The sequence below is a fragment of the Novosphingobium sp. PhB57 genome, from assembly GCF_004342985.1.
Taxonomy (GTDB): domain Bacteria; phylum Pseudomonadota; class Alphaproteobacteria; order Sphingomonadales; family Sphingomonadaceae; genus Novosphingobium.
Window position 1 is genome coordinate 1 of record NZ_SMBO01000010.1, and the last position, 25,905, is coordinate 25,905.

General features: G+C 57.8%; 17 protein-coding genes and 1 pseudogene. 5 read left to right on the plus strand and 13 right to left on the minus strand.

The features are described from left to right. Positions 1–262: 262 nt before the first annotated feature. A complete protein-coding gene (locus tag EDF58_RS21780; protein ID WP_132269411.1) occupies positions 263–1,462 on the minus strand; it encodes an MFS transporter in 1,200 nt (399 codons plus the stop codon). 1,355 nt (positions 1,463–2,817) lie between these two features. On the opposite strand from EDF58_RS21780, the gene EDF58_RS26165 reads away from it, so the two are divergent. Continuing rightward, on the plus strand, positions 2,818–3,267 hold the full coding sequence (locus EDF58_RS26165) for a hypothetical protein (protein ID WP_207913097.1): 450 nt from the start codon (positions 2,818–2,820) through the stop codon (positions 3,265–3,267). A gap of 542 nt (positions 3,268–3,809) precedes the next feature. Here EDF58_RS26165 and EDF58_RS21790 read toward each other — a convergent pair. After that, a complete protein-coding gene (locus EDF58_RS21790; RefSeq protein WP_132269412.1) occupies positions 3,810–4,079 on the minus strand; it encodes a hypothetical protein in 270 nt (89 codons plus the stop codon). A 591-nt stretch (positions 4,080–4,670) separates the two neighbouring features. Between EDF58_RS21790 and EDF58_RS21795 the strand changes: the two genes are divergently transcribed. Next, positions 4,671–8,000, plus strand: coding sequence for a S41 family peptidase (locus EDF58_RS21795; RefSeq protein WP_132269414.1), 3,330 nt, complete (start codon positions 4,671–4,673; stop codon positions 7,998–8,000). 702 nt (positions 8,001–8,702) lie between these two features. Here EDF58_RS21795 and EDF58_RS21800 read toward each other — a convergent pair. The 8 genes from EDF58_RS21800 to EDF58_RS26445 form a co-directional block, all read right to left on the minus strand. After that, complete coding sequence (locus EDF58_RS21800) at positions 8,703–9,788, minus strand: amidohydrolase family protein (protein WP_132269416.1); 1,086 nt, start codon at positions 9,786–9,788, stop codon at positions 8,703–8,705. Between the two features lies 1 nt (position 9,789). Then, positions 9,790–11,763, minus strand: a complete 1,974-nt coding sequence (locus tag EDF58_RS21805; protein ID WP_132269418.1) for a prolyl oligopeptidase family serine peptidase — start codon at positions 11,761–11,763, stop codon at positions 9,790–9,792. 86 nt (positions 11,764–11,849) lie between these two features. After that, on the minus strand, positions 11,850–14,546 hold the full coding sequence (locus EDF58_RS21810; protein WP_132269536.1) for a TonB-dependent receptor: 2,697 nt from the start codon (positions 14,544–14,546) through the stop codon (positions 11,850–11,852). A 466-nt stretch (positions 14,547–15,012) separates the two neighbouring features. After that, positions 15,013–15,336 carry a PilZ domain-containing protein gene (locus EDF58_RS21815; RefSeq protein ID WP_347812901.1) on the minus strand — a complete coding sequence of 108 codons (324 nt, stop codon included), beginning with the start codon at positions 15,334–15,336 and terminating at the stop codon, positions 15,013–15,015. A gap of 625 nt (positions 15,337–15,961) precedes the next feature. After that, positions 15,962–16,198, minus strand: a complete 237-nt coding sequence (locus tag EDF58_RS26170) for a DUF2274 domain-containing protein (RefSeq protein WP_243654432.1) — start codon at positions 16,196–16,198, stop codon at positions 15,962–15,964. Positions 16,199–16,779: 581 nt separating this feature from the next. Further along, on the minus strand, positions 16,780–17,382 hold the full coding sequence (locus EDF58_RS21830; RefSeq protein ID WP_132269542.1) for an ankyrin repeat domain-containing protein: 603 nt from the start codon (positions 17,380–17,382) through the stop codon (positions 16,780–16,782). 215 nt (positions 17,383–17,597) lie between these two features. Then, positions 17,598–17,810: a hypothetical protein gene (locus EDF58_RS21835; RefSeq protein ID WP_132269422.1), complete on the minus strand. Its 213-nt coding sequence runs from the start codon at positions 17,808–17,810 to the stop codon at positions 17,598–17,600. Between the two features lie 387 nt (positions 17,811–18,197). Continuing rightward, a complete protein-coding gene (locus EDF58_RS26445; RefSeq protein ID WP_243654433.1) occupies positions 18,198–18,662 on the minus strand; it encodes a hypothetical protein in 465 nt (154 codons plus the stop codon). 156 nt (positions 18,663–18,818) lie between these two features. Here EDF58_RS26445 and EDF58_RS21845 point away from each other — a divergent pair. Both EDF58_RS21845 and EDF58_RS21850 read left to right on the plus strand, forming a co-directional pair. Then, positions 18,819–19,031, plus strand: a pseudogene (locus EDF58_RS21845) (DsbA family protein); the annotation flags it as partial. A gap of 541 nt (positions 19,032–19,572) precedes the next feature. Then, positions 19,573–20,700, plus strand: coding sequence for an IS5 family transposase (locus EDF58_RS21850; protein WP_132269546.1), 1,128 nt, complete (start codon positions 19,573–19,575; stop codon positions 20,698–20,700). A gap of 281 nt (positions 20,701–20,981) precedes the next feature. On the opposite strand, the gene EDF58_RS21855 is transcribed toward EDF58_RS21850, so the two are convergent. After that, complete coding sequence (locus EDF58_RS21855; RefSeq protein WP_132269548.1) at positions 20,982–22,043, minus strand: SDR family oxidoreductase; 1,062 nt, start codon at positions 22,041–22,043, stop codon at positions 20,982–20,984. Between the two features lie 104 nt (positions 22,044–22,147). On the opposite strand from EDF58_RS21855, the gene EDF58_RS21860 reads away from it, so the two are divergent. Further along, complete coding sequence (locus tag EDF58_RS21860; RefSeq protein WP_132269424.1) at positions 22,148–22,528, plus strand: helix-turn-helix domain-containing protein; 381 nt, start codon at positions 22,148–22,150, stop codon at positions 22,526–22,528. Between the two features lie 45 nt (positions 22,529–22,573). Here the strand turns inward: EDF58_RS21860 and EDF58_RS21865 are convergent, their stop codons facing one another. Together EDF58_RS21865 and EDF58_RS21870 are read right to left on the minus strand one after the other, a co-directional pair. Beyond that, complete coding sequence (locus EDF58_RS21865; RefSeq protein WP_132269426.1) at positions 22,574–23,764, minus strand: FAD-dependent monooxygenase; 1,191 nt, start codon at positions 23,762–23,764, stop codon at positions 22,574–22,576. A 254-nt stretch (positions 23,765–24,018) separates the two neighbouring features. Next, positions 24,019–25,692, minus strand: coding sequence for an alpha-L-fucosidase (locus EDF58_RS21870; protein ID WP_132269427.1), 1,674 nt, complete (start codon positions 25,690–25,692; stop codon positions 24,019–24,021). Positions 25,693–25,905: the final 213 nt, after the last annotated feature.

Consider the following 25,905-nt stretch of genomic DNA (forward strand, 5'->3'; position numbering starts at 1 on the left):
CGTACAATCTGGTTCGTCTGCCAAAACTAATGGCGAAGGCGTAGCTATGCGAGGAATCCGCGACACGGCGGGTTCTGGCAGCAAACGACTGCCACTTGATGCCGAATTCCCCAAACCGGTGCCCGACAAACCCTTTGAGCCCGGCGATCACCGCGCCTCAAGGAGGGTTTTTCCGCACCCTGTTAGGAGGCTGAACTGGTAAATGGAGGGAAGGTAGGTTGGATAAGGATCGTTTGGTTTGATCTGAAATCCGGTGGGTAATTCACCTAGCCCTATACCTGCCCAATGAGGCGATCAGCGCCTGGACGCCGATTAATCCAAGGCCACAGACCACCAACCCCAGATCAGCGCTGCCGGTCGAGTCAATGGCTGCTCCGAAAAGCGGCGGCCCGAACGCTGCGCCCAAGCTGAACAAACCCAGCACTAAACCGTAGGTGGCCCCGTAATTCTCCAACGCGGCATAGCGACTGGTGAAATAGGCTAGCATGTCGACTTCCGCGCCTGCGGCAAGGCCCAGCATAAGCGCGGCAGGAACAGCAGGGCCTTCCATCCAGAGAATGACGCATGCGATGATGGGTGATGTCAGGAACAGGCAGGCCACTCGCGGAGCGTGAAAACGGTCGAACAGCCAGCCGACCACCAACCGCGAGACCAACACTGCCATCCCAACGAGGGCCGCCATGCGCGCGGCCTGCGCGGGTGAGGTACCCCGGTCGATCAGCATCGGCACGAGATGGACGATCAGCGCTGCCACGATCACACCCAGCAGAAACCCAACCAGCGCAATGCGGCCAGTGGCAAAGTTGATTTCTATCTTTCCGCGATCGTGCGCTTGCGCCTTAAGGACGGACGCGGGCTCCTCGCGACCGGTCAACAAGCTGACAGGAATGCCGATGGCCGCCACGATTGCGGCGAGCGCCGTCAGCCCGGCGCGCCAACCATGGGCGGCTATGAACGGGCCGAGCAGCGCAGGGGCGAGCATCGCCGCCGTTCCAGTGCCCATCAGCATCAGTCCCAGAGCCAGACCGCGATGGTGGTCGAACCGCAACGAAACCACGCGAGCCCAGATTGCGGGCGTTGTACCACAGCCCGCCAGCGACACGAGCAGCCACAGAGCATACCATGCGGTCAGCGAAGGGCCGGTTTGAGCAAGCGCCAGAAAAGCCAACGGAGTTGCAATATAACTGGCAATGGCGATGGTACGGTTGCCAACGCGATCGGCCAATCTTCCAACGATCGGCGCAGACATGAAGATGCCTAACTGTTGAAACGTCGCCGCGCCGGAAACCTGCGCTCGCGTCCAGCCGAACTCGGCCTGAAGCGGGGTCACAAACAGGCCCAAAGAATAGAAGCCAACGCCCATCATGCCTACGCCAATTGCCAGCGCCGCGCCCAGGATCGTCGGCCACCCGCCTCCAAATTCAGAGCGAGCGGAAAATCGTGTGGTTGTAACTTTTGTCATCCTTTCACGCTGACACAGCTATGCCCGGTGCGCACTCGCCAGAATGAGCGCATTCGCAGGACGGATATCAGCCCGCTCTTGATATATCGGATCGCGTGTAGCCGCCCCCTTCCCGTCGTTCAGCGGTCAATTTTATGGTTCAGGGTTCAGCCCGTACGCTTTCCTCCTCTGCGTGATCGACTAGCCAGATCTCCGGTTTTCGATAAGGTCGGATGGCGGATCACTTCGACCTTTGCGATGCCTGTCCGGTCAAGCGCCGGTTAGCGTAGCTCGTGCCTGCAATATCTCCATGATGCGTGCCGCCGCCATTTGCGCGAAATTCACTATCCCCAGAAGGGGAAGGTACCGCCGAGCATGAAGATGCAGTAGCTGCGGACGGTGGCGACAAGCGAACTCGTCAGCCGCCCGCAAGAACGGGTATGCGCCAAGGTCTCTGGGTGCGGTCGACTCGGTCTTCCAGCCCATCGCACCGGTGCCGGAAGGCCTGCGCTCCGATCGGCATCACCATTTCGCAGACGTTGAGAATTTATAGATCAATTGTCTTAGAAACAAATTCGGAGGGTAATGAAATTTACTGGAATTGAAGCTATCTTTTTTAGTAGACAGGTTTATATAAAAAAATCCCGGAAGCGTATTGACGTTTATTGGCGCTTTGCGGCTCCTGTTAATCGGCCCTCGATGTGCGCCGTCTATGGCAAGCGTTTTTAGCTGCCACCGGGTTGGAGAACATACTCATGGCCGTCAAAGACGATTATCTTGCACGTGCCGCCGCTGCGCTCGCAGAAGCGGAAATGGCTGGCCTTCAGAACGTGAAGGAAAGATGCTTGCGCTCTGCCGAGGCATGGAACGCGATGGCGACAAGGGGCGAGCATACCTGGTCGCTTCGCTCTAACCGGGAAGCATAGCCTCACGGCCACAGCTCGCATGGCCGAGCTCTTGGTAGCGGATAAGGCTTCGGCACTGTCGGCATGTAATGGCTAAGGGTCAGGTTCGAGGCAACGAGGTAGCGCACAAACCGAAAAAGCCCGTTCCTCCCAAACAGGATGCCGCGAAACCTTCTACAAAAGAATTGGCAGTATCTTCAGAACCGAAGCCATAGTGAAGTGGGCTCAGCGGACTGCCTGTATTGCAGGCTTTGATGCATCTGGTGTCCGTTCAAAGACGGGCTTCTGGCTCGTGCTCACGCAGTCTCGACCGGCGCGGCCCCAAGTTTCGTTCACTCGTGTTCTAGCGGAGAAGCGCTTCGTGAAAGGTATTGGGAAAAGTTCAACGGTGCAAGGTACGCTCACTGTCGTCAGAAGCAGTCTCGTCGTTAGTAAATTACCGGGTAATTCCGACAAAAAAAGGATTCTGCGATGAAAATGTCTGGCAAAGAATTTGCGTCAAGCTCAAATGGTGACCGCTGGCTCCTGGCGCGAGACGATATGGACGGCGCAGGCTATGTGATACATGAGGCTAACAAACCCTCAGGCGGGGCTGTCACGCGCATCGAGATTGGTGATTTTCTCAAAAGCTCACCAGCAGCGTCTGAGCATTTGGCTTTGCTCAGTCTGATCGGCGCGGTGGCAGCGCACGGTCCGTCAACCCTCAAAGACGAGCATATCGGCATGAAGATGCTTCGCCGCGCCTCGGAGGATGACGCGGATAAAGCCCTGTTTGGCGCAAAAGTGGCATTGCCCCTGACGACGAGCTACGAAGCGCTCGAGTTCTTTAACTGCATGCTGGATGTGCTGTCGGGTCAGCGAGAGAGCGACGAAGCCGCAGACGCCTTGCGCATGCCGGTGGGTTTTGGCAGCACTCACTGAGTCGCTGCCGGTCCGAGTAGCGGCTCTTCTCGAAATTCCAAACCTGACAAGCATGGATTTGCAGCCAGCTAATTCGCACATCGGTTTCCGGTTCTGCACGACCTGGCTTTCGCGATTTGGCTGGCGTGACGTGCAAAATCCCATTCAGCTCGAACCTTCGCTGGATCGGATAGCCGTTATCTCCTGAGAAAGGCTCCAGTCAGGACGCAGCCGAACTGGTAATCGGGATGTCAATGCGGGAGGTGGGGACCTCCTTAAACCGCTTATTGGGAAATCGGTCTTACCCGGCACCCTCCTTGGCGCGCTCTTTTTCTAACGAGATGAACCGGCCGCCCTAGCTACGGAGATCAGAGCTATAGCGACGTTATACCACCCAACGTAGTCACTGGGGGCGTGGCGTCTGCGATGCATGTGGTAAGGAAGTCCGGGAGGCTTCGGTATCCTACCGTCTCGGCCTGCGCGGGCGAATAGCCGCATAAACTCTCCATGCATGGCCTTGAAGTATTTATCATCTGTCAGCGCCGAAGACAGCAGCCATCCTATCAGTGAATGGTGGCCCAGCCGCCATTATCATCGTCGAGAAAGGCTTCGATCCCCTCCTGCTCAACTGCACGCTTAAACGCGTTTAAAGCTGTCATGTCGCTATCGAACGGCTCTTCCCAAACGGTGGAAGTGCCAGCTTCATTGACCACCTCCAAGGTCCAGCCCTCGTCCTCCTCAAGCTTGAAGATCACTACTCTGAGAGTAACGCCGTCCTGGATAAAGGTCTGCGAATGCGGGGAGTCTATGATGGGAGGGTCAATTTCAAACATGTCCGTCTCCATGGGCGTTCAAGATGGTATACGCCGGCCCGCAACTCGTTGGTAGGCAAAACGCGAACGGTCCCCTCGGGGCGGCTGAAATCAAGCACGAACAAGCAGGAGTTCACTAGCTCCAGTTCCAACACGCGATGAGGCGGTAGGACACTGATCTTGGTGCGGTGCACTGTGCCTTCATGAGCGTGCCAAGCTGACGCGGCCCTTCGGCTCCGGCGTGGTCGATGCGCACGGCTTCTGAGCGGGCAGTATACCTGAAAATAAACATATTGCTTGGAGACTTATGTCTCGATGAGGCATAGACGGTTCTGCCTATGGCCCGTGGCCCAGCGGAAGGCTTATAGCGGCCATCCCAATCAACAGTAAAGTCCGACAAAAATCCGGAACTTGACCCGGCGGTACATAAGCATTCAACACCCCCGGCAGAACTCGCGGTAATCCTGCGAACCGGCTGCAGACTTTTCCATACCGCTTAGACCCGCAACCGAAACGGATATAACTTCGCTGCTGATGATCGCCGCGCAGGTTGCGCTGCGCTCCCCAGATGGGCCATGATCGCTTCAGGTTTTCGACCAGGGGCTCTCTAATATGAATTGTTTTCGCGCGATCGCGACCAGCTTGTTCGCTCTGGCGTCTTCTGCTGCCTACGCAGAACAAGGCTACTATCAATATCCGAGCGCTCGCGCGGACGTGCTTGTTTTTGCCAGCGAAGGCGATCTTTGGCGCACCAACCGAAACGGCGGGACTGCCACCCGACTGACGAACCATGTTGCCGAGGAAAGTGACGTTCATATCTCACCGAACGGCACATTGGTAGCTTTCACTGCCAGTTATGACAGTGACCAGGACGTCTATGTCATGCCGATCGGCGGCGGAGCGCCCCGCCGCCTTACGTTTGAGGGAGGTATGCTGCGCACGGTAGGTTGGACGCCCGAGGGCAAGGTTATTTACGCCTCTCGCATCACTGGTGCGGGTCAAGGGGAAATACTCTACACCGTCGATCCAGCTGGCGGAGAAGCCACCCCTATTCCGCTTTGGCGCGCCAACGATGCGACATACGGTCAGGACGGCCAGACCCTGTTCTTTAGCCGCCGGGGCTTGACCGCCCGCGCGCGTGACAATGCCGTTCTCTACAGGGGCGGCGGAATAGAACAACTTTGGCGTTGGCGGACCGGCACGGCTGTGGAGGCAGTCCAGCTGCTGGCGGACTTCGATGCACCAATTCGCTTCCCGATGGCTTATGCTGGCCGGGTTTACTTCATTTCGGACAAGAGCGGCGCCGATGCTGTCTGGTCAGTGAACGAGGATGGCAGCGGTGTAACCAAGCTCTCCGCCGAAATGCCGTTCCCCGTGCTTCAGGCCAGTCTCGATACAGGAGATATCTTTCTTCAGAACGGGGCGGACATTCATGTCTTCTCCTTGCGGGACAATAGTCTGCGCAAGCTCTCCATCGACATTGTTACCGATCGCGAACAAACGCGACTGCGTTCGATCGGCGCACCTTTGAGCCAGTTGGAGGGCGCCCGGATATCGCCGTCGGGCGAAAGCGTGGCTGTAACGGCGCGCGGGCGGGTAGCACTGGGTGCGCCCAAACAGTTGCGCCGGGTGGACTTCTCGGTGCCGCTGCAGGCTCGCGCCCGGCAGGCGGTTGCAGGGCCTAACGGCGAGCGCGTATTCATGGTCCTGGACCAGGGAGAGCGCGGCGACATCTACACCATGCGATCGGACGGTTCAGGAGAACCCGCCGCGATCACGCACGGCTATGACGCCTACATTTGGTCCTTTGCGCTCTCGCCCGATGGGAAGGCGTTAGTCTTGTGGGACAAGCAGGCCCGATTGCGAAAGGTGGATATCGCCACCGGCCGCGTCACCCTGCTTGCTACAAGCGATGCCGGCGATGACGAGCCCTTTCATAACCTCGTCTTTTCGCCAGATTCAACGCACATTGCTTATGCGGAGGTCTCTCGCCGCAACAATGCCAACACCACCGACATTTTCCTGCAAAATATAAATAGCGGTGCGCGCGTGAAGGCGACCTCAGGCAAGTACAACGACTATGCGCCTGCCTTCGCCCATGACGGGGCATGGCTCTATTTCCTGTCCGACCGCAATTTCGAACCGACACCGGGCAGCCCTTGGGGCGATCGCAACATGGGTGTGGCATTCCCAAATCGCGGTGAAATCTATGCGCTCCAGCTCGATCCAGCGTCGGAGTTCCCTTTTCGCGAGGACAACGAGCTAAGCCGAAAGCCCGACGAAGAACCCGAAAGCGATGAGGAACCTTCTTCGGACAAGGAAAAAAAAGGGGATAACGGAAAGAAGGACGAGAAACCGAAGGCTGCGCATATCGTAATCGATGGGGTATCGGAACGTCTTTACAAAATTCCGACCGAGCCGGGGATGAGCGAGATGCTGCTCGCTTCCAAGGACTTTTTGTATAGCCTGAAAGATGACAAGCTTGTCTCGATCGCGATCGACAAGAGCGATCCAAAAATTGAGACTTTCGCGGACAAGGTCCAAAGTGCCGATATTTCCGCAGATGGCAAAACTCTCCTGGTGGTCGCAGGGCCCGCGAAGAAACCGGCGCTCATGCTGGTGCCCGCCAAGAGCAAGTTACCTGAAAAGACCGAGCCGGACACCGTTAGGCTGGACGACTGGCGTCTTACGGTTGATCCCGCCTCGGAGTGGAAACAGATGTTCGTCGACGCCTGGCGGCTTCACCGTGACTTTGCCTACGATCCGGCCATGCGCGGTGTCGACTGGATTGCGGTGCGGACGCGGATGGAACCTCTTCTGGCCCGCATCGGGCACCGGGCCGAACTCAATACGATCCTCGGCCAGATGGCCTCACAACTGGGCATCCTGCACAGCCAGGTGCGCCCCGGTGACTTGCCAAAGGATGACGAGAACAGCGCCATGGCTTTTCTGGGCGCGCGTTACACCGCTGTTGCGGGAGGGCTGCGCGTGGACAGTATCTTCCGGGCAGAGGCAGACCTCGTTTCCAGACGTCCTCCGCTCAGCCGGCCAGGCGTCGATGTTCGGGTTGGGGACGTGATTCGCCGTGTCGACGGCCGACCCGTTGCCTCACTTAGCGCTCTCCGGCTCGAACTGGCGTCGAAGGCCGGCCAGGAAGTTCGCCTTGATGTCACACGAGGGACCCGTGCGCTGAGCGCTATCGTCGAGCCGATGACCTTTGATGGCGAAGTAACCGCCAGCTACCAAGACTTCGTTGAAAGTAGGCGCCTTGCTGCGCAGAGACTGTCGGGAGGAAAAATCGGGTATTTGCATCTTCGCGCCATGGGATCGGACGACGTCGCCAGTTTCGCGCGCGACTACCTTGCACAGCTCGACAAGGACGGCCTCATCATCGATGTGCGAAACAACAACGGCGGCAATATCGACAGTCTTATCATCTCGATGTTGATGCGCCGCCCATGGGCATTCTGGGCCAAGCCCGATGGCACCGGCGTTCCAACGACGAACATGCAGAATGCCTATCGTGGCAAAGTCGCCGTTCTTATCGACGAGAGGACCTACTCCGATGGGGAGACTTTCGCCGCCGCGATCAAGTCGCTCGGCATCGCCCCGCTGATCGGCAAGCGCACGGCGGGGGCAGGCATCTGGTTGTCCGATCGCAACCGGCTGAGCGACGATGGGGCAGTCAGAGTGGCCGAGAACGCGCAATATGCAGCCGACGGTACCTGGATTGTGGAGGGACACGGCATAGGCCCGGACGTCGAAGTGGAGAACGGACCGCATGCGACTTTCGAAGGCCGGGATGCCCAACTTGAAGCGGCAGTTTCGCTCCTTCAGCAGGAGATCGCAAAGGACCCTATCCACCCCCTCATACCCAAGCCATTACCGCCATTAGGCGTGCCGGCAAGCGACGTGACCCGATCGAATTCAGACCTGCGGTAAATGCCGCTGCCGGCGGCGCCTTTTCCGCTGCCGGCAGCACCTTCACGTGATGCAGCCCCTGTTTATGCGGACAGGCAAAAGGCGTTTCACAGGGGCTATGAAATATATTGCGAATGGGCGAATAAAGTATGGTTTTAGCGACCGATGCCGACGCAGGGTCACACTGTCAGCACGGCAGAAAGGCAGCTGTGAATACCCGTGGCTATTGCTCGCCTGAAGCAGTGCAGGGTGGCCAATCCTGTGGGACGCCGCTGATATTTTTCTCTTGTGGAACTATTTTTCTCTTGTGGAACTCAGGGGTAATGCCGGGACGGGGGGATGTCTTTATCGTATGGGCAGCGCTTGCGCCGGATTATTCGCAAATATTGCGGTATTGCTCTTTGGTTTTAGTTCAATTCTGTCGTCCCAAACTAATATAGTTTACTTGTAAATCCAGTCGAATTTTCTTTTACCGATATCTCGTCATATCTATTTTATTCAACAACACCTCCGCAAACGCGGCGAACATCCTGAAACGTCCTATGATTGGCGGGCCTGGTGCGCAGGGCGCCTCCTAGTTTACACTTGGCCAAGCCAGCGATGGCGGCGTACCTGCATCGTCAGCTTCATCAAGGCTGGTGAGCCAATTGCAAGTTTGACTGGTCACTCATTTGCATCTTGGGGGATACCTCGCACAAAGCCGGTGTCTTGAAGAGATGACGCTTATCGAACGAGCAATCTTTGTTTGTAATAATCCGCTTGGGCGTAAGCGGGTTGGTTGGACTGGATCACAGCCCATTCAGCGGGCGTCAAAGGGAGGCGGGGGTAGAGCGCCCCGTAATAGCGGGCAAGGTCGCCGCTGAATGGGTAATCTGAGGCTGGCACGAAATGAGAGAGGCCGATCCGGCGCATCACGGTAGCCATGGCCACCAGGTTGGCGTCAGAGGTGTCGGCCCCCCAAACTTCGGCGAGATCGAATGTCAGATGCTCGGCGAGCAAGGGTTGCGTCTCGAGCGCCTTGGCGAAGGCAGCAAGGGCAGAAAGCGTCTGCGGGTCCGTCCCCCCCCACCCCGCAGCGTGAGCGATCTGCACTGGGGTATTGCCGGCCGCCGGCAGAACCACACGTACAAACGATTCTACGTCCCTTGCCCCGTAATCCGGTGCCCGGGTTCGCATGTGGATCGTGATCGCGAGGTGGGAGCGAGCAGCAGCACGCAATACCTTCGCTAGTTTGTGGGCCTGGGCGGGATCGCGCAAATCCACGCCTGAGTTGGTGAGATGGATCTTCACTCCTGTCACATTGGGGTCTGCGCCCCAATACGCGATCTCCGACAAGGCAGTGTCGGTCATCGGGTTCACGCCGATATAGACGCCGAAGCGCCCCGGATACTTTCGGGCTTCGGCCACAGTCCATGCATTCGCCGCGTGCAAGATATTGGCGTGATCCGGATTCTCCGGCACCATCATCGGGCTTTCCGCAAGGTAAGCCGTGGACATGATAAGACCCCGCCGAATTCCGGCGTTGTCCATCTGCGCGATGAGTTCGGCCATTCCATAGGCCCGGGTAAACGCTTCAGGACACTTGCCAATCCTGCCGGGACTGGAGCAGTAGCCCGGCAGGAACGCGAGGATCGCGGGAGAATGAACATGAAGGTGATGGTCCACTGCCACCGACACCTGCGATCCGGCTGCAGCAACAGTGGGGGCCGAAGCGGGCGGCGTCGACGGCGCGCGGGCAAAGCCGGGGTCCACTGCCGGCAGCACTGAGGCGGCCAGGAGGATCACGGCGATCAGGCGCCCGCTTCGCATCCTACTGCCCTTCCGAAAGCAGTGTACGCTTCCAAAATTCCACGCTGGCCTGGAAGTAATATTCCTCGTTTTCCTTCTTGTGGAACCCGTGCCCTTCGTTGGTGGCATTTAGGTACCAGGTGGGATTACCTGCCGCCCGCAGAGCCTTGGCAATCTGCTGGCCTTCGGAGGCGGGAACGCGCGGATCGTTGCCGCCTGTCGCAATGAACAGCGGGATGTGGATTTTCGAGATGCTGGTGAGCGGCGAGATCTCCATTAGCTTGGTACGCTGCTTGGGATCGCGCTCGTCCCCATATTCCGGTCGACGCAAGTCACGCCGATAGCTCTGGGTGTTCTCAAGGAACGTCACGAAGTTTGATATTCCGACATAGCAGCTCGCACTTTTCAGCTTGTCGGAGAAGTGTGTCGAGGAGGCATAGCACATGTATCCGCCATAGCTGACGCCTGTCACTGAGAAGCGGCCGGCATCGAGCGTGCCGTCTTTTGCGAAGTGATCGAGGAAGGCTCCGATGTCCTTGACCGAATCCTCCCGCTTGAAGGGACCATTGTCGAGATTAACGAAACGCTTGCCGAAGCCCGAGGAGCCCCGAACATTAGGAAAGAACAGTGCGATGCCCAGTTCGTTCAGGTAATAGTTTTCCGCTCCAAGGAAATCAGGGCGGGTCTGCCCTTCGGGCCCCCCATGGATGTCGAGCAGTAGCGGGCGCTTGCCGGGGAATTTGGCTTGATCGGGACGGTAAAGGAAGCCGGTCACGGTCTCGCCGTCGAAGCTCTTGATGGTGACGAGTTCGGGCTCTACATTTTTTGCTGCGTCAAGCCCGCCTGTCTCGCTTGCGGTCCAGCGGGTAACCGCCAATGTCTTGGGGTCGACTGAAAAGGCGTCGCCCGGGACTTTGGCGGAGGACAGGCTGAAGCCAATGGCTCCCCAAGGCGCGATCTGAATGGCAGGGCCGATCGCCCAGGGGATGACCCCCGTCGGCAGCCCTGTGACCTTTCGGATTGTGCCGCCGGGCATGTCCATCACACGAAGTACGCTTACGCCCGCCTCGTTTGTCGCATAGGCGATAAAGCTACCATCTCCGGCCAGCGCGTAGTCGCTGACGTCCCACTTTTCCCGGGTAATCGGCGTGAATTTGCCGCTCTTGGCATCGAGCTTGCCGAGCTGCGTGAAATCGCTTCCGCCAGCATCGCTCAGCACCCAGATGGTGCCGTCAGCGGCGTATTGCGGGTCGATAAACGAGGCTTCTGCCTTGGCATCGGTCAGCGCCTTGAGCTTGCCCGAGGCAAGATCCACTTTGTAGACCACGGATTTGTTGATCGACAGGCGATTGACGGCCAGCGCGGTTCTGCCGTCGGGCGCAAAAGCGGCAAAGGTGAAGCCACCGCCGCTAACCTGCGCAACGAGGCGGTCGCTCTTCGGCTCCCGCGGATTGATGACATAGAGGTCCATGTCGGTACCGTTGCGGCGTGTGGAGGTGTAGCCCATCGTTTTGCCATCCGCGCTCCAGGCACCGAGCCAGTTCCGGCTCTTCCCATCAGTTATGCGCTCGAGCCGCCCATCCGCGAGACGGTAAAGCTGATAGAATTCATCCCCTCCGCTATCCTGCATGACCACCGTGAGGTGGTCCCTCGCAGGCGACATCGAAGAGGCCAACACCGGTTCCTTGCCGAAGCTGATCTGGGTCCGCGCGCCGCCCGGCGCCTTCACGACGTGAAGCTGGTTAGTCGCACCGAAGCGAGTCTTGACCAGCATAGAGCGGTCGGTGGTATTCCAACCGAGGAAATCGGCACGGCGGGATTCGAGGTAGGGGCGGGTCGCAGAGACCACAGAATCGGGAATTGCGGGAACGTCCTCGATGTCGATAGCGGCCGGCTTTTCGGCATCGCCGTAGGCGGGGGTGCCAACCAGGGCCAGCAGTGCCAATGCGCAAGCGGAACCTGCGGAAAGGCGATGGAGCGCGGCAGGTGATTTCATCAGGCGGTCCTCATGGGAAATTGGGGAAATGACAGGAAGGATCGGCGCGGTCCTTCGCGGACCGCGCCGAAGTGATACCACAAGCCTTACAGCGCGACGCGGGCGCCGATCGTCACGTAGCGTCCCACCACGTCATAGTAAGGCGAGTAGAGCGAGCCGACCGGCGGATCTTTGTCGAAGAGATTGTTGACATTGGCATAAAGCTCGAGCTGCGGGCCGGTATCATTCTTGATCCTCACCTTCATCTGCGCATCGAAGTAGGTATAGGCTTTGATGTGGTTGTTCGAGATCGCCAGCGTCGAGTTGTACTCGCCGGGCGAGATATAGCGAGCGCGCACGAGACCCGACAGGGCCTGGCTCTCATAACCAACCGTGGCATTTACACGCCACTTGGGCACGCCGAGACCGAAGGAATAGCCCTGCGAACGGACATATTCGATCTGCGAGACACCGTCGTTGGTAGTCAGACTGTCGATCCAGGTACCGACGAGACCGAGCCGGACCTGTCCCTTGCCAGAGCCGAAGACTTGGTCAAGCGGTAGGACGTAATCAACCTGGGCATCGATACCGTTGGTCTTGTAGTTCGACAGATTGACGTAACTTGACACGGTGCGGGTGATTTGCCCAGCTGCGTTGCGCTCAACGCGGTCGCACAGTTCGTTATTGCCGTTGTAGCACCGCGTCACCAGATCTTGAGCCGAGATTGTGGTGATCACGTCGTCGATAGTGATGTCGAAGTAATCGAGCGAGAGATTTAGGCGGGGGATCGAGGGCGGGTTCCAGGTCGCCCCGAAGGTCCAGGTATCGGCCTTCTCCGGATCGAGATCCGGATTGCCGCCACCGTTGCTGAGTACGTATTCGGTTTGCCCGTTCCAGGGGTTTACGATATTATTGTAGCCCGTCGTCGACTGCGTGAAGAGTTCCGAAAGATTGGCCGAGCGGATGTCTCGCGAACGCGTGATGCGGCCACGGAAGCCTGGAAAGAATTCGTTCGTTGCGCCCAGCTTCCACGACCAGATTGAGCCAGAGGTATTATAGTCCGACAGGCGGACTGCGCCGTTGAAGTCAAACCGGCGCAGAAGCGGGGTGTCGTGGACCAGCGGAACCAAAACTTCAGCGAAGGCTTCCTTCACGTTGAAGCTGCCAGATAACGGTGAGAAGCTGAACGTTCGATAGGCGCCAGCGGCATCGAGGTCGCTCACGGTCTGCCGAATCGATTCCTTGCGCGCTTCGGCGCCAATAGCGATCGAGACTGGGCCCGCAGGAAGTTGGAACGGCTCGCCGCGAAGGCTGATGCCGCCGACATCAAGCTTGGACTTCGCGCGCATCGAAGGGGTGCCGGTGACGTAATCGATGGCATCCTGTGAGGGGGAGCCTTCTCCGAACAGGTTAAGCGGTGCGCAGCCGGAGTTTGCATTGGTCAGGGCCACGCGGCACACGGCAGCGCCACTGGCCGGATCGATAACAGCATCAACAGCGTTCGCGAAATTTTGCGTAAGCAGGAAACCGGGGGTGTCGATGTTGTTCTGGTACTCACCGTGGCTGTAGTAAGCGCTGTAGCGCCAATCTCCGCCGAAAGTCCCATCAACCGCGAGCGTACCCTGCGTAGTCTTGCGCTCAAAATCGATGCGAGAGAAGGACAGGTCGTTGTTGAAGCGGCCCATGTAAAAACCGGTCTGGCCTGCGCTTGCCAAGGTGTCCTTGATGCCCTGCGACAGGAATGCGTTTTCTGCACTGATATAGACGCCAGAGCTTGCCGAACCCTGCACGTTATCACCGAACCAGGTGTAGTTGTTGTACATGCGCGAGTGCCGCAGTTCAGCCGTAACAGTCAGTGCGGGGCTGACTTCATAGCTGAGGCTGGCCATGCCCGAATAGCGGCGCTGCGGTGTGACAAGTGGGCTCAGGTCGTCGTTCGAAGGACCCTCGCCGCCGGCCGAATAGCTCCCCGAGACGGCATTGCCGTAGTCATAAGGACGCAGCGATCCGTTCGAATTGAAGGCTTGCCCCCTCAGCGCGCCCGACGTGATGAGGCCGCCGTAGGCCATGTTCGCATAGCCAACATCCGGCGTCATCGTTCCGTTGAAGACCGCCCAGCGGCCCACGTTCGGGCGGCTGACCTTGGGCACCACGCCTTCACTGTCGTAGAATTCGCCGCCTACCACGAAGTGGCCGCGACCGTCTCCAAAGGAGACCCCCGCCTTGCCTTCGAAGCGATATTCGAAATCGTCATTGTAGCGCGACAGGCCGGCAGAGGCTCCCAATGTAGCGCCGGTGTACTTGCTGTCAGTCTGGAGATTGACGACACCAGCCACTGCGCCCGAACCCCAGGCCGCCGAAGCGCCGCCGGTGACAACGTCGACGCCCTTCAGCATGATCGATGGCACAGTATTCAAGTCGTTTTCGCTAGAGAAGCGGCGACCATTCATGAGCACGAGCGTGCGGTTCACGCCGAGTCCGCGAAGATCGACTGGTGCTTGTCCAGCGCCTGTATTCGTGCCGGTCGTCTGGGGCGAGGTGGTTGCGCGAAACTGCGGCATGTCGTTCAGCGCCGCAGCAACGTTGGCGCGCTGGCCGACCGAAAGATCGTCGGCGCCGAGATGCAGTGTCGGCGTAGGCGCGTCGAAGCCGGAGGCATCAATGCGGGAGCTGGACACGACGATCTCACCCAATGGCTCGTCGGGGGCAGCCGTGTTGTCCTGTGCTAGTGCCGGGAGCGCGAACGCCATGGCGGCGGCAAGCACACTGGCGCTGCCGGTCAGCCGGTTACGAAAAGATTTCATTAAGAAGCCCTGTTGCTGAGCCTCATTTCCTGAGGCCATTTATGTTGGTGGCCTCCCCCATGAATATCTATCAATGAGTGTTTGGACGCGCTCCGCTGTCACCGCCAAGTATAAGGCCGCGATCGATGGATATTGCGTTTATGTTGAGGTGCGACCCTCTAGTGTCTCATTTTTATTGCAAAGGTTTGTAACAATCGCGCCGCGATACACAACAACAATTTTTGCACTTGAGCAGACGCAAAAATGTTGCACCCTAGTGCAGCCCTTCCACGCTTCGCACCCTGTCGATAAGATCTGCACTGTGAAATGCTGCCGATTGCCGCGATATACGGCCTGAAGATGATCAACGGATTGTGCAAACGTCCAAGCGGCTGACCACATGTCGATCCGGCATAGCCACCATTTGTAACTCATCGCACGCGGCCCGAAGAAGTCTAGTCGATCCTGTCTAAAGTTCATCGATCCATCAAATGGCTTGCGGTCGCTCTGCGATATCCGCAAGCAGTTGATTCAAGTCTTTCTCTCGGATTACTCTCTCGAACTGAAATCCCGCCTGGTGTCCATGTTGCCAGACTAAATGGGCATCGATCCGGCCAATGAACGGAAGGAGAAGCTCAACACGTTCGCCGAGCTCAAGGGCAATCGTGCCCTCGTTCATGAAGCCTTGCGCTGAAAGATTAATAATATGCAAGGCCATGTCGCCCAGCCGGCGATTGGTTCCAACCGTCTGAAAATCGACCCGGTGTCGCAGGGCTTTCCGTGCATCCCTCACCGACAATTTAGCTCGCATTGTCACTGCGCCAATTCTCCGCACTTCGACGACCAAATTAGACACAGATAGTTAAATTTATGCTAAGTCCAATCACCATTTTCGCGGAGCGCTAATTAAATACACGTCAAAATGATGAACTTTCATTCATCTCATATCTATTTTGAGGGATAATTTTATTTTTCGCGTAAGGGATGCCGATAGCTCTCAATGACAGCATTGTAATGGCGAGCGGCGTCGATTTGCGGTGTATGTTAAACAGATGCAGAAAAATCTCAATTCTTCAGTGCAACTTTTTTCAGCCGTCCCGGCTCCTCGCATCGAGCATGTTTTCATGACCTTATCAACCGCAGGTTTTTCTCAATGGCCTCAAGACGAGGAAGACCTTTTAAGGTTTTTCACGTTTATGCTCGATTTACTTCAGGCTGGTGATTCAACGCCGAATCATTGAGTTACCCAATCCCGGGCTGTCTGCGAAGGTCTGGGCAGCAATTGTTTGGAACTAAGGCGTGGCAAAGGAAGGTCTGTCGGGATGTGCACAGACTGCTCGGCGCGTGATTTGGCGGGCTTCACCGGATGCCGTAATTGCATTGCACTGTCACGCGTGTCACAAAACGCGTGCCGGGCGCGCACCTCACGCAACGCATTATTTCCCACTACGTGCGCGCGATCTAGAGAACGCGCGATCGCTGCTTAGAAATGCTTCGAGCATCGCTGGAACTAGAGTAGAAACAGCCTCTTTGCCATAATCCTTCGCATCCCCAGGTTTAGCGGCAGACATGGAACCTGTGGTGGTGGCGCCATTCGGTTCAGCAGCGTCGATCGTTTCAGCGATAGCGGTGGCCGCTCCAATGCCGCGGGCGATCATAGCGGCGATAATCATGATATTGGTCGCGTCGCCCTTCGTAGCGCTGGTGATCGCGAGGGTGTGCGTCGGCCGTAGCGGCTATGCCGGGCCATCAGCTATTGCCGCAAGTACAAGAGGTTATTTAAGAATTTTCATAGTCGCCTTCTTATGGTGGAAGCCATGAGATGGCTCGGTGGATGGATTGCCGATGTACGCTGCGACGACTTGTGGCTCGTTCACTGCAACTAGGGGTGCGCGCCCTTATGTCCGGGATCGGGCATCTCCCCCCTCAACCAGGCGATTACGGTTGACCTCGCCGTCGCCGACACCAGTCGATGCAAAAAGCATCATCTGTTCGGCCTTTCACCCGACGTGAGCGATCTCTCCCGAGGCCGCTTCGAGCTTTAAGAAATGGGAGCACCGCCGGTTTCGCCGCAGTTTTCGGGAAGATGTGGCCCACCTGGCGGCTTATCATGAATACGCATCGCTGTGTTCAGCGGAAAGCCTCTTTCGACAAGAGACGCAGGTCATCATCGCCGGGGCATTCGTAGGCGATCGTAATTGGTTGTGCACGGTTCGCTTCATATCGCGAAGTCGCAGGACGCTCCGAAACCTCCCTAAGGTCCGAGTTCCAAGAGCCAGGACGCCATCTCTTCGTTGCCTTGGGCCCGGGCTAAGCTGACAGCATCGTTTCCCGCAGCGTCAATCGCTCGCAGATCCGCGCCGTTGGAAACAAGCAAATCGATAATATCGCGGTGACCAAAAAGTGATGCCATCATCAGTGGCGTTTGACCGGCGGAATTGCGCTGGTTGGCATCAGCTCCTGCATCAATGAGTTTTTTCGCAATCCTGAGGTGGCCCTTAAAACACACTCCCATTAACGGGCTCCCGCTCACCGTGTCACCATCGGCCGCCGCGCCCAGCTCGAGGAGCAATCCGGTTGTGCTCTCGTGACCATTGTACGTTGCGAGTACCAGCGCCGTATGGCCTTTGATATCGTGGGCTTCCAGATCCGCGCCTGCGTCGATCAGGGGGGTGATCATATCGTCCCGTCCGATTCGCGCTGCTTCAAACAGCAGCTCTTGGATCCTTTCGGGCGATGGCAGGGACGAGTCATTTACAGATCCCGGGGGGCCTTGGTCATGGCGCTGGTCGTCAACGGATTGTTGATCGGGGCGGTTCGCATTGGCTTTCCCGCGAGTATCGTTCGATCCTGTCATGTGCCAAGCTCCGGCGTTCCCAAAAAGGGAAATTGTTTGGGCCCGCGCCCATTCATTCACCACAACATCGGTTGTATCGATGAGTTCCGAAAGTTTCGCGAACGCTATCAAGCGATCGGTTAATGGCAGCTGAGGCGGAGCAATCCAGCGCGTGTAAGCGGTAACCGCGAGTTGCGGACGTCGCCAGGTTGTGGTGCCCTCCTCTTCCTGTTGGGCTATTCCCTGCTTTGTCGGGCTGCTTGTTGTTCGCTGTCATCGCCGCCGAGATCGAGTGACCATTTGATTATCTGCTCTTCGGTGATCCGGGCTAACAGGTTCAATTTCTCAGCTTCTGCCGGGTCAGAAGACGGCGCTGTTTGCAGCAGGTCAATCTTTTGCAAGAGGCGGCTTCGCTCGATATTAAAATACTTAAGGCATTTTTCGAGCATGTCCCCGGACCCCAAATATATGGACTTACGTGCCCGGTGGATTTCGAAAAAAACGCCGAGATTGTTTGAGGATCGCCGCCAACAAAGCGGACTGAACTGGCGGTTCTAGGCAGGAGTGCTGGCGGTTATCGAAAAAATTAGTAATAGGCGGGATGATCATTGTTCACATCCGGTCTACAACGCTTTTCTCCCTGCGAGAATGCCACCGCGGTTTAAGTTAAGGCTGTAGATGGGAATATTCAATTCGCCTTACGATGTCGGCCAGCGGCAAGGCTCACCCCGCGCGAGCATCGCAAGATGAGCCCGAGTCTGTTCAAAAATAGAATGATACTTGCAGGTCGGGAAATCAAGAATTGTGCGGCGGCTAAAATTAGCCGCCGCATAGTCTCATTCTTCGTTATCTAGGCCTTCGTCTTCGACCATGCCTTCGATCGATTCATCATCGTCTTCAACATCTACATACTCCAACGGATTGAGACCGAGCTCAGCAGCAACCTCGACTTCGGTCGCAACCACCTCAATCTGGTCTCCATTTTCGAGTTCGATTATCGTCACTTCCGGTTCCTCACCGGCCGCAAGATGCACGACATCATCGCTGTCGATCTCAACGTCATCACCATCGACGTTCTCGAACGTTGCTTTTGGCATAAAGCTCACTCCATGGGGGTCAAGCCACAACATCGTGTCCATTGATTTGGTTTCGGTTCCGGGGTTTTTTGCTGTTCCGCTGGGCTTTCGAGGGCCTGGGCTTAATCGAGATTGATAAGCTCCAAGCTGGCAACGTAGCGAGCCGCCGGATATCGGAGATGGGTTCTTTGAAAGGTTTGGGAGTTCCGCGCGGATTGGCGTCACGCAAAACTCCCAGCGACACAAATCCGATGGTTTGCACCGGTTCTGCGGAGCCCATTCGAGTCTTCCAAGGATGCTACGCCAAGTCGGGCGGCGCTATCGGGAAAAACCCGGACCCAGCAATGGAATACATATCTTAGAATGGCGCGCCGTCCATCCGCTGACTTGGACAGCGAGCGCGCGCGCGAGGTTCTCAAGAGTGAGCATTATGTGGAAGCGGTTCGGGAGGAGGAAGCTCTCTGGCAGTCCCGCGGGATAAACAGCGTTCCGGCAATCGTGGTCGACGATCGTTATCTGATCAGCGGAGGGCAGCCGCCTGAGGCGTTCGAGCAGGCACTTCGCAGTATTGCAGCTCAGGCGCCAACCGAGTGAGCATCACAGCGTGGGGGTTAAAACTGATCGCGCGGGGGAAACGCCAGAAGGTCGATGCAAGAGGCGTTTCATTTGGGACATCGCCTTTCCGGTGTATTCGCCCATTACCCGTTGCCCGTTGCCCATTGCGCCCGCTGCGGCGCGATAGCCCAGCTGGCGAGCGTGATAAACAAAACAATACCGATCCCGCTTGCCAGCACGCTGTGTGGCCGGCGCAAGCGTCGGCGGGCGTACGCCCGAGCAAACCTACTTTGACAATCTGCCGCAGGCCGTGGCAGCGTGAATTGGCCGCGACTTGCGGGGCGTCACTCCGGCCAGCTACGCTCGCCCTCCATGACGCGGCGTGAACAACCAACCCGCAGACGATCAGCCTATCAGGCGTCAAGGCTGTTGAAACAAACCCGGGCACTTCTCAGAGCCGAACAAGTTGGGCCAGGATAATATCTTCGTTCATGTAACTTAACAGCTTGCGGAAAAAGGAACTTCCGTTGAGGCCGTTGAGGTGATTCAAGGCCCCTCGACCGAGGTCGAAGGATTCAAGATGCGCGGCGGCGATTACCGGAGTGAAGGGTTGTTTTCCTACGTGAGCTGCGAAGCTCGGGTACCGGCGCATCATCCGCTGCGGGCAATCCGTGCAATTGTCGACGAGGCGCTCGAGGTGATGTCGGGGGATTTCGACGCGATGTATTCGCGTATCGGCCGGCCGTCGATCCCGCCCGAGAAGCTGCTGCGTGCGCTGCTCCTGCAGGCCTTCTATACGATCCGCTCGGAGCGCCAGCTGATGGAACAGATGGATTACAATCTGCTTTTCCGCTGGTTCGTCGGGCTGGCGATGGATGCGCCGATCTGGAATGTGACGGTCTTCACCAAGAACCGCGAGAGGCTGCTGGCCGGCGATATTGCCGCCAAGTTTCTGTCCGCGATCGTAGGGCAATCGCGCGTGCAGGCGCTGCTGTCAGACGACCACTTCTCGGTGGATGGTACGCTGATCGAAGCCTGGGCGAGCATAAAGAGCTTACGGCCCAAGGGTGACGCCGCCTCGGACGGTGACGACGACGACAGCGCTTCGGGTACCGGACAAAACGGTCAGGCCAAGGCCAAGGGGCGCACTGCCGAGCGCGATTTCCATGGCGAGAAGTGGAGCAACCTCACCCACGCCTCAACCACCGATCCTGATGCCCGGCTATTCAAGAAGGCACGCGGTCAGGCCGCGAAGCTGTGCCACATGGCCCATGTCCTCATGGAAAACCGGCACGGTCTGGTCGTGGATGCAACGCTCACCCATGCCACGGGCACGGCCGAACGGGAGGCTGCGCTGACCATGCTTGGCCGTATGAAGGGGCGTCATCGCATCACGCTGGCGGCAGACAAAGCCTACGATACCCTCCACTTCGTCGCCGCATTGCGCGAGATCGGCGTTACCCCGCACGTGGCACAGAACGTCAATGGCAGGCGCTCCGCCATTGATGGGCGCACCACCCGCCACCCTGGTTACGCCGTTTCTCAGCGGATCAGGAAACGGATCGAAGAGGTCTTTGGCTGGGCCAAGACCAGCGGAAACCTGCGCAAGACTCGGCATCGAGGGCAAGACCGTGTGGGGTGGAACTTCACATTGACCGCCGCAGCATACAATCTCATCAGGCTACCGAAGCTGCTGGCGGCAGCATAACTGTGCCCGAAATCTGCAGAAAGATGGGTCTTGGCAAGCGCGGCAGTCAACAGAGACCGATGACACCACCCCGTTGGCGCCAAACCTACTCAAAATCCGGCGGTCAAACGGCCCAAAGCAGACTTTTTCCGCGGCGTGTTGAGGCTGATGGCAGTTCCCGTGGAAGCTGCCATCAGCGGCCGGCGTTGGGAATGGCTTTGATCCGACCAATTGGCGTTTAGCCTTGGAATACCCGCCCTTCCCCAATTCAAGGCTTGAATGTCTCTCTTTCGGGCGATGCCCTAGGGAATGAGACGATCCAAACGAAGCCGTTCGAATAACGCGAAAAAGGCGTTATCGGTGGGTTGATAGGACGTAAAGCCAAGTCGCCGGCTTTTCGACATGTCTGTCACCACCTCGATCGGTCGGCCAAGATCTGCGTCGGTGTGCCAAGGAGATGCGAGACGGGACAAATCAGGCTCGGCCAAGCCTTCCCGATCGGCAATCTTGCGCCAGACCTTGGCATCATCCGCCATCTGCATTTCCAAAGGCCGCACAATCCCATCGAAAGGTACAGGCTCGATGCCGAACCAATCTGCAATGCGGCCCCACATCCACTGCCATCGGAATACATCGCCATCGACCACGTTGAAGTCTTCGTTGTGCGCAGGTTTGGTCTCGCTCGCCCATAGGAGATGGCGCGCCAGCTGCCGAGCATCAGTCATGTCGGTCAAGCCGCTCCACTGGGCCGCGGAGCCCGGGAAGGTGAATGGGCGTCCCAACTCCCGGCACAAAGTCGCGTAAACCGCCAGGGTCGTTCCCATGTTCATGGCGTTGCCGACCGCCTTACCTATGACGGTATGGGGACGATGAATGCTCCAGGTAAAACCATCGCGCCGAGCCGCGGCGAAAAGCTCATCTTCCTGAGCATAGTAGAAGTTTTCGACATCGAGCCGGCCTTGCTCCTCGCGGAAAGGCGTCTGGGGCAGGATGCCTTTTCCGTAGGCCTCGAATGGGCCAAGGTAGTGTTTGAGGCCAGTAACCAGCGCTACGTGACGGGAGCCGGACGCCCTCGGTAATCTGGCGAGCAGGTTACGAACCATGTTCGCATTCACCCGTATGTTTTCCGCCTCGCTGTCTTGGCGTAGCCAGGTAGTGATGAAGATTGCGTCAGGATCAATATCCGCAAGCGCGGCACCGGTGGCTTGCTCGTCCTGCAGGTCGGCGGCAATGGGGATCACGCCGTCCTGTTCGATCGGCCGCCTGGCCAGCCCATATACCTTCCAACCATGCTCGACCAATAATGCCGCCGTTGCGTTTCCAACGATCCCGCTTGCCCCCACTACCAAGGCCGTTTTCACCATCTTCATTTCCTTCGTCTCGTGCATGGGCAAATCAACTAGGCACGAAGCGCGTTTGCTTCTAGACGGCACCAAATAGGTCACTAGGCACCAAAAGGTTACCAGCTATGTTCCCAGGTACGGCTGAAGAAGAGTGGCGCGAAGACTGCGCCCCGCGCCGGGTGCTCTCGTTGTTCGCAACCAAATGGACCAGCATGGTGCTGCACACCTTGCACGCTCGTCATGGTGGCACTTGCCGCACTGGCGTACTGCAGCGAAGCCTTCCAGGCATCTCGAAGAAGATGCTGACGCAGACCCTACGAGATATGGAAGAGATCGGCTTGATTAGCCGCCATGTCCAAAGCGATATGCCGCCAGCGGTGGAATACCGCCTTACAGAACTGGGCGTGCGTTTCGTTGAGCCGGTTGAATTGCTCTACGCATGGGGCCGCAGCAATCCCGATGCTCTCGAGCAACTTGGCACCAGAGCAACGAGCAGAAGACGCTGACATGCCCGGCCGCTTTTCGAACGACGCCGCGTTGGAACTTGCCGATCACACTTCGGGGTAGCGAGATAGGTCGACTTCCTTGCCTGGGCCGCTGAACATCTTGGCGGAGAGATTGCGGACCGGGTCAAGACTAGCGAGACCGAGCATGCCATGCAGCAACCGAATACCCAGGCGGGTTTGAGGATGCATCAAACGCGGTCCGATCTTGGGGATGCCCTGTCCATACTCCACCATCGGCCGCATCTGCGTTTCATAGGCAGCGAAAGCTTCTGCCACGGCATCTGCGCGCGCAAGTTCTCCGGCAAGAACATAAGCGCCGGTCACGGCAAGTGTAGCTCCTATCCCTGCCAGTGGGGTCGCACACCAAGCCGCATCGCCCGTCAACACTGCACGTCCTGAAGACCAGCGCGGCATCTTCACTTGGCGCAGCGCATCGAAGTAGAAGTCTTCGGTGTGGTCCATGGCTTCGAGAATGCGCGGTGTTTCCCACCCGGCATCCGCAAAGCAATCGCGCAGGAAGGCTTTCTGACGCTTTGTATTCCAATCCTGCGCGCCATCGGCTTCTTTAAAGATCGACAACATCGCGCGTGCCGTGCCGTGGCGGTCTGGGCGCAGTGATACGCTGCGTTTGCCAGGCGCATTGTACCACCGCCACATTCGATCATCGTCCGGCGTCCGGGGAATAGTGAAATAGGCGATAGTCAGGTCCATCCAGCGCGGCTCGTTCTCACCAGGAAAGACCAGTTCTCGCGTGCCTGACCCAACGCCCTCCGCGATAATCAGCGCATCAAAATCGCCGGTTGCGCCACTTGCGAATGTAACTGAAATGGCCTGATCAATCTCGTCAACCCTGACAATATGATCGCCGAAGCGGAAGCGCGCGTCATGTCTGGCTGCATCGTAAAGCAAGCGAGCCAGGTCGCCGCGCAGGATTTCCATTTCAGCCGTTGGGCCGTCTCCTTCGATCTCGCTGACAAGGAAGCGTGCAGCCTCGCTCCCGTCAGCATTGACCCATGCTGTCCCTTCCTCACCTGTACCTTTCTTTAGCGCCTCGGCCTCGAGACCCATCCGCTGAAGTACCTCGCGCCCGACCCCGCGAATATCAATGTTCTGGCCTCCATCACGAAACTCGGGTGCGCGCTCCACAACGGTTATATCGAACCCACGCCTCATCAATGCGAGGGCGGCTGCGTTACCAGCGATGCTCGCGCCGGTGATCAGTAGGTGCTGTGGCATAAGGTCGCTTCGGCCATGATCCGGTCCTAAGGTTCATTCCAAGAAACCCATGCATCTTGGTAGCGTTCCCCGTGGATTTATGGCCCCCGCTCCGCGAAGTCTCCGCTACATCTCACGAAACCTTGAATCGTGTTCCGTGGCCGATTCAGGCGCGCGACTTTCTGCCCTCCAATCCGGGAAGCGGAAGTTCGTGGAAGACTTCGGTCAAAGGCATAGGGAAACCGGATGCTTCGAGCGCCATTCGCAGCTCTCAATTACGTTGCCAGTCCGGTGCCGTTGATGACAAGAGCGAGTCCGATAGAGTTGCGGCAGGTATCGGGCACACGAACTTCGAGCGCGTCGGCCGATCGCGTGAATGGAAGAGGTAGCTCGCTGCCAGGCAGCGTCACGCGAGATACTTCGCCTCTACCAACGGGATTACTGCCTCCAAGCAGCGTTAGGCGCACTCTGCCTTCCTCAGGCCAACCCAGGATCAGTGCGTGAACCGCACCATTGCGCGTCACATATCGCACGTCTTTTGCCGTATAGATGGAGGTCTGACCACCCTCCGAGAAAGCTCCGCCGCCGTTCACCGCTGATCCCTCTCCATGCAAACGCCACGGGCGGGTGCCGTAGATTGCCTCTCCATACCGGCCCATCCACGTCGCGATCTCTTCGACGATCTGCCGCTCCTTTTCATCGATAGTACCATCCCCCCGGATTGGCACGCTCAGCATCAAGTTACCGTTCTTTGAAACTACATCACACAAGGTATGAATGACCTTGGCTGGGGTCTTGTATAGGTTTTTGCGATAATATTCCTCGCCGTAGAACCAGTTTCCGAGGCATGTTTCCGTTTGCCAAGGAAACTGGTCGATATAGCTCTTCTGGCCCCGCTCGACGACATCGACCAGACCCATCCGCCGCTGCGGAGGCGTTTCCTTGGCTGTGACCACACCCTCGAGGTGCCCGCCGTTCCACTCCATGTTCCGGTTGTAAAAATACGCGGCCATGTCGAGCCCAGCCTGTTGCAACGGCAGGTCATGGTTGTCGAAGTAAAGCATATCGGGCCGATACTTGTCGATCAGCTCTTGGCATCGCAGCACCCACCGCCGCACAAACTCAGGATCGGGCGGCACGCCCTCATTCCACAGTCCATCTGTCGCGGCATGCCACGCGTCCGCCTCAGCAATTGAAGTGATGCCATCTGGCATCGCCATGCTCGCCCGCGTGTAGAGTTGCTGCGGATCCAGTCCCTCCCACCAAGTACCGCGCCCGGAGGCCTTTGTCAGTCTGGCGGCATCGTAACGCTGTCCCTGCCGCGATCCCTCGGCATCATAGCCGTAAGCCGCCTGGTTCCAGTGCCAGGCATGGCCGGAATGGTTTGATACGGCAAAACGCAGCCCACGCTCACGCGCAAGCTTTTCCCACGTACCAATGACATCCTTGCGCGGTCCTATTCGAACCGAATTCCATTCATGGTGAGAGGAGGCGAAGCAATCGAGATTGTCGTGATGATTGGCGATTGCCATAAAATATCGAGCGCCGGCTCGCTTGTAGAGATCAAGAAGTTCCGCTGGATTCCAACGCTCTGCTCGCCAACGGTTCTGGATTTCCATGAACCCGCTATCTGCAGGATGTCCGTAATTCTTCAGATGGTGTTGATATGATGGATGCCCCTGAAGGTACATGTCCCGGGCATACCAGTCGTCGCCTGCGGCCGGCACGGATGCAGCACCCCAATGCGCCCAGATACCGAATTTCGCGTCACGGAACCAGTCGGGTGCGCTATATCCTGCCGTTAACGAAGCCCAGTCCCCTACGAATTTTTGCGGGGGCGGCACCTTCACCGACCGCACCGTCGATGCCGCATTTGAAATTCCGGTAAACAGCGATGCAGCCGTTCCGGCAAGGCCTACACCCAGGATCGTCCGTCTCGTCGGCCGCATGTTCTTCCCCCCCCCAACAACGTCGATGTACCGATACCGTCTTTCATTGGTAAAGGTTACTTCCACCAATGCCAGAGCCTAATTCGAGCATCGTGTTTTTTTTCGGTTTTGACCGGCCTTCCAAAGGCTCTCGTTTTGGGGATGGCGACAGCGCTTCGGAATTTGGCTATCGTCATCCCCCAAAGCGGCGCCTCGGCCTTGAGCATTGCAGAG